This is a genomic window from Mycobacterium sp. (assembly GCF_040398885.1).
Classification (GTDB): Bacteria; Actinomycetota; Actinomycetes; order Mycobacteriales; family Mycobacteriaceae; genus Mycobacterium.
On record NZ_JBBATF010000026.1, the window covers coordinates 1 to 7,153 of the forward strand.

At 70.6% G+C, this 7,153-nt stretch carries 7 protein-coding genes; all 7 read right to left on the bottom strand.

Going from position 1 to position 7,153, the window contains the following annotated elements; genetic code table 11:
- Window positions 1-149: NADH-quinone oxidoreductase subunit NuoK (nuoK, locus tag ADBZ5U_RS04325; protein ID WP_526262781.1), on the bottom strand; the 149-nt coding region annotated here is incomplete at its 3' end.
- Window positions 146-832 carry an NADH-quinone oxidoreductase subunit J gene (locus ADBZ5U_RS04330; RefSeq protein ID WP_526262731.1) on the bottom strand — a complete coding sequence of 229 codons (687 nt, stop codon included), beginning with the start codon at window positions 830-832 and terminating at the stop codon, window positions 146-148. The genes ADBZ5U_RS04330 and nuoK, both read right to left, overlap by 4 nt.
- Entirely contained in the window at window positions 829-1,356 is a 528-nt protein-coding gene (gene nuoI / locus ADBZ5U_RS04335; RefSeq protein ID WP_526262733.1) for an NADH-quinone oxidoreductase subunit NuoI, read from the bottom strand. Before nuoI ends, ADBZ5U_RS04330 begins: the two co-directional genes overlap by 4 nt.
- Entirely contained in the window at window positions 1,343-2,575 is a 1,233-nt protein-coding gene (gene nuoH, locus ADBZ5U_RS04340) for an NADH-quinone oxidoreductase subunit NuoH (protein ID WP_526262735.1), read from the bottom strand. Before nuoH ends, nuoI begins: the two co-directional genes overlap by 14 nt.
- Entirely contained in the window at window positions 2,572-4,944 is a 2,373-nt protein-coding gene (locus ADBZ5U_RS04345) for an NADH-quinone oxidoreductase subunit G (protein WP_526262737.1), read from the bottom strand. Before ADBZ5U_RS04345 ends, nuoH begins: the two co-directional genes overlap by 4 nt.
- A gap of 124 nt (window positions 4,945-5,068) precedes the next feature.
- Window positions 5,069-6,376: an NADH-quinone oxidoreductase subunit NuoF gene (gene nuoF / locus ADBZ5U_RS04350; protein ID WP_526262739.1), complete on the bottom strand. Its 1,308-nt coding sequence runs from the start codon at window positions 6,374-6,376 to the stop codon at window positions 5,069-5,071.
- A complete protein-coding gene (nuoE, locus tag ADBZ5U_RS04355) occupies window positions 6,373-7,074 on the bottom strand; it encodes an NADH-quinone oxidoreductase subunit NuoE (protein ID WP_526262741.1) in 702 nt (233 codons plus the stop codon). The genes nuoF and nuoE overlap by 4 nt, the downstream gene beginning before the upstream one ends.
- Between the last annotated feature and the right edge of the window lie 79 nt (window positions 7,075-7,153).

Consider the following 7,153-nt stretch of genomic DNA (forward strand, 5'->3'; position numbering starts at 1 on the left):
CGGGCGAAGGTGACGAAGGCGAGGTTGCCGGCGTTGAGCATCAACTCCACGCACATGAACATGACGATGGCGTTGCGGCGGACCAGCACGCCGGCGGCCCCGATGGTGAACAGCAGCGCCGACAGGTATAGGTAGTGGGCGGGAGTCATCGCTGCTCCCTGATCGTGGCGCTCACCGAGGATTCGGCGTCGGATCCGTCGGGAAGTCGGGCGGGGGTGTCGACGGCGTTGCGGCGGGCGTACACGCCGGGGTTGGGCAGCGGGGTCGGCCGGCCCGCGCCGCGGAAGCGTTCGATCGCCATCTCGCGCTGGGTCTTCCGCGGCCCCAGCCGTTCCCGATGCGCGAGCACCATCGCGCCGAGGGCGGCGGTGATCAGCAGTGCGCTGGTCAGTTCGAAGGCCAACAGGTTGCGGGTGAAGATCAGATCGGCCAGGCCCTCGACGTTGCCCCCCTCATTCGCTTCGTCGAGCCCGGTGAAACCGCCCGTCTTGGCGCTGCCGATCCCGGCGATCAGCAGCAGCCCGAAGCCCACCCCGGCCAGGACCGCCGCGACCCGTTGTCCGCGAATGGTTTCCACCAGGGACTGCGCGGAGTCCACCCCGATCAGCATCAGGACGAACAGGAACAGCATCATCACCGCGCCGGTGTAGACCACCACCTGCACCACGCCCAGGAACGCGGCCCCCTGCACCCCGTAGAGCACGGCCAGCGCGATCATCGTCGAAGCCAGGAACAGTGCGGAGTACACCGCCTTGCGCGCGGCGACCACCCCGAGAGCGCCGACGACCGCCACGGCTCCGAGCGTCCAGAAGGCGACGGCTTCGGCGTTCACGGGGACACCTCGGGGCTCTTCACGTTGCCCAGGTAGTAGTCGTCGTCGGTGGTCCCGGGCGCCATCGGGTGCGGCGGCGCCTGCATTCCCGGCTGCAGTGGGGCGAGCAGTTTGTCCTTGCCGTAGATCAGGTCACCGCGGTTGTCGTCGGCCATCTCGTAGTCCCCGGTCATGGTCAACGCCCGGGTCGGGCACGCCTCGATGCACAAACCGCAGCCGATGCAGCGCAGGTAGTTGATCTGGTAGACGCGGCCGTAGCGCTCGCCGGGGGAGTAGCGCTCGGCCTCGGTGTTGTCCGCCCCCTCGACGTAGATGGCGTCGGCCGGGCAGGCCCACGCGCACAACTCGCAGCCGATGCACTTCTCCAGGCCGTCGGGGTAGCGGTTGAGTTGGTGGCGGCCGTGGTAGCGCGGCGTGGTCGGCCCCGGCTTCTCCGGGTACTGCTCGGTGATCGGCCGCTTGAACATGGTGGCGAACGTGACACCGAAGCCGGCGACGGCGTCGAGGAACTTAGGGAGTGGCATGTGCGGCCTCCGCTGGGTTCATTTTTTTGGCAGGAAGCGGCGGAACCGGGAAGGAGCCGTCCGAGGGGGGTGGCGGCGGGGGCGCCGATCGCGCGGCAGCCCTGCGCCGCAACGCATTCAGGCCCAGCAGCACAGCCAGCAGCGCCGCGGCGGCGACCAGGTTCGCGATGACGCCGGCGAGTCCGGCGGACCGCAGCACGGCGACGACGAGGATCCACACCAGCGACACCGGGATCAGCAGCTTCCAGCCCAGCGCCATGAACTGGTCGTAGCGCAGCCGGGGCAGCGTGGCGCGCAGCCACATGAAGACGAACAGGAACGTCCACACCTTCGCCACGAACCACAGCAGCGGCCACCAGCCGGTGTTGGCGCCGTCGGCGAGGCTGATCGGCCACGGCGCCCGCCAGCCGCCCAGGAACAGCGTGCTCGCGAGTGCCGAGACGGTGGTCATGTTGACGTACTCGGCGAGGTAGAACATCGCGAACTTCAGCGACGAGTACTCGGTGTGGAATCCGCCGACCAGTTCGCCCTCGGCCTCGGGAAGGTCGAACGGGGCGCGGTTGGTCTCCCCGACCATCGCGGTGAGGTACACCACGAAGGACGGCAGCAGCAAGAACACGTACCAGGTGTGGGTCTGCCCGGCGATGATCCCGGAGGTCGACATGGTGCCCGAATACAGGAACACCGACGCGAAGCACAGCGCCATCGCGATCTCGTAGGAGACCACCTGTGCGCTGGAACGCAGGGCGCCCAGCAGCGGGTAGGTGGACCCGGATGACCAGCCCGCCAACACGATTCCGTACACGCCGATCGAGGTGACGGCCAGGACGTAGAGCACGGCGACCGGAAGGTCGGTCAGCTGCAGCGGGGTGGCATGGCCGAACACCGACACGACCGGGCCCAGCGGGATCACCGCGAACGCCATCAGCGCCGTGATCACCGAGATGGCCGGCGCCATCAGGTAGATCGGCTTGTCCACCCCGGCCGGGATTAGGCCCTCCTTGAGCGCCAGTTTGATGCCGTCGGCCAGCGACTGCAGCAGCCCGAACGGACCCAGCCGATTGGGGCCGAAGCGCATCTGCATGCGGCCCAGCAGTTTTCGCTCCACCAGGATCGCCACCAGAACGGTGAGCATCAGGAAGACGAAGACCGCCACCGCTTTGACCAGGATCAGCCACCACGGGTCGTGGCCGAACACCGTCGGGTCCGGATACGTCACATTCGGCCCCCCGCCTCGATACGCACCGTCGCACCGGCGGTCACGCCCAGCGTGCTGTGCGCCGCCGTGTCGGAGTTCAGTGGCAACCACACCACCTGATCCGGCATCGCGGTGCGCACCAGGGGCAGCGTCAGCGATCCCCGCCCGGTGGACACCGTCACGGTGTCGGCGGCGCCGATGGCCGCCGCGGTGGCCGGAGACAGCCTGGCCAACGGCAGCCGCGCGGTCCCGGCCAGATACGGTTCGCCGTCCTGTGACCGGCCGTGGTCCAGCAACATCCGCCAGCCGGCCAGCACCGCCTCGTTGGCCTGCAGCCCGGGTGTGGGCCGGGCGCAGACGTCCGGGTCGGCGCGGGGGCCGTCCCAGGTGCCCAGCGCCGCCATCTCGGCGCGGGCCTGCTCCGGGGTGCGGAAGCCGAGGTCGACGCCGAACTCGTCGGCCAGGGTGGCCAGCACCCGCATATCGGGTGCGGCGTTGGAGGACAGCGCCGCACCGAAGGGACGGATCCGGCCCTCCCAGTCGGTGAACGAGCCGGCCTTCTCGGCCACCGGCGCCACCGGGAACACCACATCGGCCAGCGCGGTGACCGCCGACTCCCGCAATTCCAGGGAGACGACGAAGCGGGCCGCCCCGATAGCGGCCAGCGCCGTCTGCGGGTCGGTCAGGTCGGCGGGCTCCACACCCCCGATCAGCAGCGCGTCGAGATCGCCGCGACCGGCCGCGGCGAGGATCGCGTCGGTGTCGCGGCCCGGCGTGGTGGGCAGATCGGTGCAGTGCCACGCCGAGGCGATGTGCCGGCGGGCACCCGGGTCGGCGACCGGATGTCCACCGGGCAGCAGGGTGGGCAGGCAGCCGGCGTCCACGGCGCCGCGGTCCCCGGCCCGGCGCGGGACCCAGGCCAGCCGCGCCCCGGTCCGCTGCGCCAGGCGGGCCGCCGCCGACAGCGCACCCGGGCTGGCGGCCAGCCGTTCCCCGGCGAGGATCACCGCGCCCTCGCCGAGTTCGCCTGACAGGGCGTCCAGGGCGTCGGCCTCGCGTCCGGGCGTGGTCGCGATGAGCCGGGCGGACAGTTTCGCCGTCCCGCGGGAGGCGAACGGCGCGATCGTCACCACCGGGAGACCGCGCTTGCGGACCGCCTTGCGCAGGCGCAGGAAGACGATGGGCGACTCTTCCTCGGGTTCGAACCCGGCCAGCACCACCGTCGTGGCGGCCTCGAGGTCGGCGTAGGTGACCCTCATCGGCTGCCCGGCCACCCGTGCAGTCAGGAAGTCGGTCTCCTCCGCCGAAAGCGGACGAGCCCGGAAGTCGATGTCGTTGGTGCCCAACACAGTTCGGGCGAACTTGGCGTAGGCGTAGGCGTCCTCGGTGGTGGACCGACCGCCGAGGAGCACCCCGGTCCGTCCGCCGGCCAGTCCGGCGGCCACCCGCGCGATTGCCTCCGACCACGACGCGGTCCGCAGGCTGCCGTCGTCGTCGCGGACCATCGGGGTGGTGATGCGGTCACCGACCCGGGTGTAGGCGAACGCCCACCGCCCCTTGTCGCAGTTCCACTCCTCGTTGACCTCCGGGTCGTCGCCGGCCAACCGGCGCAGCACCACGCCGCGGCGGTGGTCGGTGCGCTGGGCGCAACCGGAGGCGCAGTGCTCGCACACGCTCGGGGTGGACACCAGGTCGAACGGGCGGGCGCGGAACCGGTAGGCGGTTCCGGTGAGCGCGCCGACCGGGCAGATCTGCACGGTGTTGCCGCTGAAGTAGGAGTCGAACGACGCCCCGGGTGCGATGCCGACCTGTTGCAGGGCGCCGCGTTCGAGCAGGTCGATGAATGGGTCGCCGGCGATCTGGTTGGAGAACCGGGTGCACCGGGCGCACAGGACGCAGCGCTCGCGGTCCAGCAGAACCTGAGACGACAGACTGATCGGCTTGGGAAAGGTGCGCTTGACGTCGGTGAACCGGGTCTCGGCGCGGCCGTTGGACATCGCCTGGTTCTGCAGCGGGCATTCGCCGCCCTTGTCGCACACCGGGCAGTCCAGCGGGTGGTTGATCAGCAACAGCTCCATGACGCCCTGCTGGGCCTTGTCGGCGGCCTCCGAGGTGTACTGGGTGCGCACCACCATGCCTTCGGTGGCGGTGGTGGTGCAGCTGGCCAGCGGCTTGCGTTGCCCCTCCACGTCCACCAGGCACTGGCGGCAGGCGCCGACCGGCTCGAGCAGCGGGTGGTCGCAGAACCGGGGGATCTGCACTCCGATCAGCTCGGCCGCCCGGATCACCAAGGTGCCCTTGGGAACTGACAGCGTGGTGTCGTCGATGGTGATGGTGACCAGTTCGGTCGCCGGGGTGGTGTTCGGGCCGGTCTGGGGCGCCTGCGTCATGACCACGTCCCCCGCGTCTCCCCCCGCGTCTCCCCCCGCGTCTCCCCCCGCGAGCAGACGTGAACGCCTCTGTTTCCTCGGCGTGTCGGGGCCCCGAGCGTCTGCTCGCGGGGGAGGGCGGCCGTCACGAGCCCACCCCTTCGGGGGCGGCGAGCATCGAGGCGTACGGGTCGAACGGGCAGCCCCCGTCGAGGTGCGCCTCGTACTCGGCGCGGAAGTACTGCAGCGAACTGATGATCGGCGAGGCGGCGCCGTCGCCGAGCGCGCAGAACGACTTTCCGTTGATGGCGTCGGAGATGTCGAGCAGCTTGTCGAGATCGTCCCGCCCGCCGCGCCCGGCCTCGAGGCGCTCGTAGATCTGGGCCAGCCAGTAGGTGCCCTCCCGGCACGGCGTGCACTTGCCGCACGACTCGTGGGCGTAGAACTGTGTCCACCGGCGCACCGCCCGCACCACGCAGGTGGTCTCGTCGAAGATCTGCAGCGCCTTGGTGCCCAGCATCGAGCCCACCGCGGCGATGCCCTCGTAGTCCAGGGGCACGTCGAGGTGTTCGGCCGTCAGCAGCGGCGTCGACGACCCGCCCGGTGTCCAGAACTTCAGTTGGTGGCCGGCCCGCACCCCGCCGGCGTAGTGCAGCAATTCCCGCAGCGTGATACCCAGCGGCGCCTCGTACTGGCCGGGCCGGGTGACATGCCCGGACAGCGAGTACAGCGTGAAACCGGGGGACTTCTCGGTGCCCATCGACTTGAACCAGTCCACCCCGTGGGCCATGATCGGCGGCACGCTGGCGATGGACTCGACGTTGTTGACCACCGTCGGGCAGGCGTAGAGACCGGCCACCGCCGGGAAGGGGGGCCGCAGCCGCGGCTGGCCGCGGCGACCCTCCAGTGAGTCCAGCAGCGCGGTCTCCTCCCCACAGATGTACGCGCCCGCGCCGGCGTGCACGACCAGGTCCAGGTCGAAGCCCGAGCCGCCGATGTTGACGCCCAGGTAGCCCGCGTCGTAGGCCTCGGCGACGGCTGCCTGCAGTCGGCGCAGCACCGGGACCACTTCGCCGCGCAGGTAGATGAAGGCGTGCCGGGCACCGATGGCGTAGGACGCGATGACCGCACCCTCGATCAGGAAGTGCGGGGTGGTCAGCATCAGCGGGATGTCCTTGCAGGTGCCCGGCTCGGACTCGTCGGCGTTGATGACCAGATAGCGCGGCTTGGTCGAATCACGGTCGATGAACGACCATTTCGTGCCGGTGGGAAACCCGGCCCCGCCGCGCCCGCGCAGCCCGGACTCCTTGACCTCGGTGATCACGCCCTCGGGCGACATGCTCAGGGCGCGACGCAGTCCGTGATACCCGCCGTGGCGCAGGTAGGTCTGCAGCGTCCACGGCTGCGGCTCGTCCCAGAACCGGCTCAGCACCGGGGTCAGCGGCGTGTTCATGCGTCGCCCTCGGCGGCCCGGGCGATCCGCAGCCCGGCCAGGGTGGCCGCGCCCGGACCGCTGTCGTCCCGCGGGCACGGGCCCAGACCGGCCAGTGTCCGCTCGGTCTCGCGGAACCGGCACAGCGTCCCCCGGGTCGGGGCGACGGGACGGCCCTCGCGCAGGGCGGAGACGAGTTCGACTGCGCTGGAAGGGGTTTGGTTGTCGAAGAACTCCCAGTTCACCATCACCACGGGCGCATAGTCACAGGCGGCGTTGCACTCGAGGTGCTCCAGGGTGATCCTGCCGTCGGCTGTGGTCTGGCCGTGGTGGATGCCGAGCACGTCCTCGAGGGTCTCCAGGATGGCGTCGCCGCCCATGATCGCGCAGAGGGTGTTGGTGCAGACCCCGACCAGGTACTCGCCGGTCGGGGTGCGCCGGTACATCGAGTAGAACGTGGCGACCGCGGTGACCTCGGCGGCGGTCAGGCCGAGTTGGCGCGCGCAGAAGCCGATTCCGGCGGCCGTGAGGTAGCCGTCCTGCGACTGCACCAGGTGCAGGAGCGGCAGCAGCGCCGACCGGGGCTGCGGGTAGCGGGCGATGATCCCCGCCGCGTCGGCGGCCAGGCGGTCGGTTACCTCCGGGGGATAGGACGACGGGCCGCCGATCGGGGGGCCGGGCTCGTCGGGGCGCGGGCCAAGCACGAGATCGACGCTCATCGGTCGACACCTCCGCCCAATGGGTCGACGCTCATCGGTCGACACCTCCGCCCAATGGGTCGACGCTCATCGGTCGACA

Coding starts and splice junctions, on each gene's coding strand:
- nuoE (WP_526262741.1), bottom strand. CDS start 7,074: ATGAGCGTCGATCTCGTGCTTGGCCCGCGCCCCGACGAGCCCGGCCCC.
- ADBZ5U_RS04345 (WP_526262737.1), bottom strand. CDS start 4,944: ATGACGCAGGCGCCCCAGACCGGCCCGAACACCACCCCGGCGACCGAA.
- nuoI (WP_526262733.1), bottom strand. CDS start 1,356: ATGCCACTCCCTAAGTTCCTCGACGCCGTCGCCGGCTTCGGTGTCACG.
- nuoF (WP_526262739.1), bottom strand. CDS start 6,376: ATGAACACGCCGCTGACCCCGGTGCTGAGCCGGTTCTGGGACGAGCCG.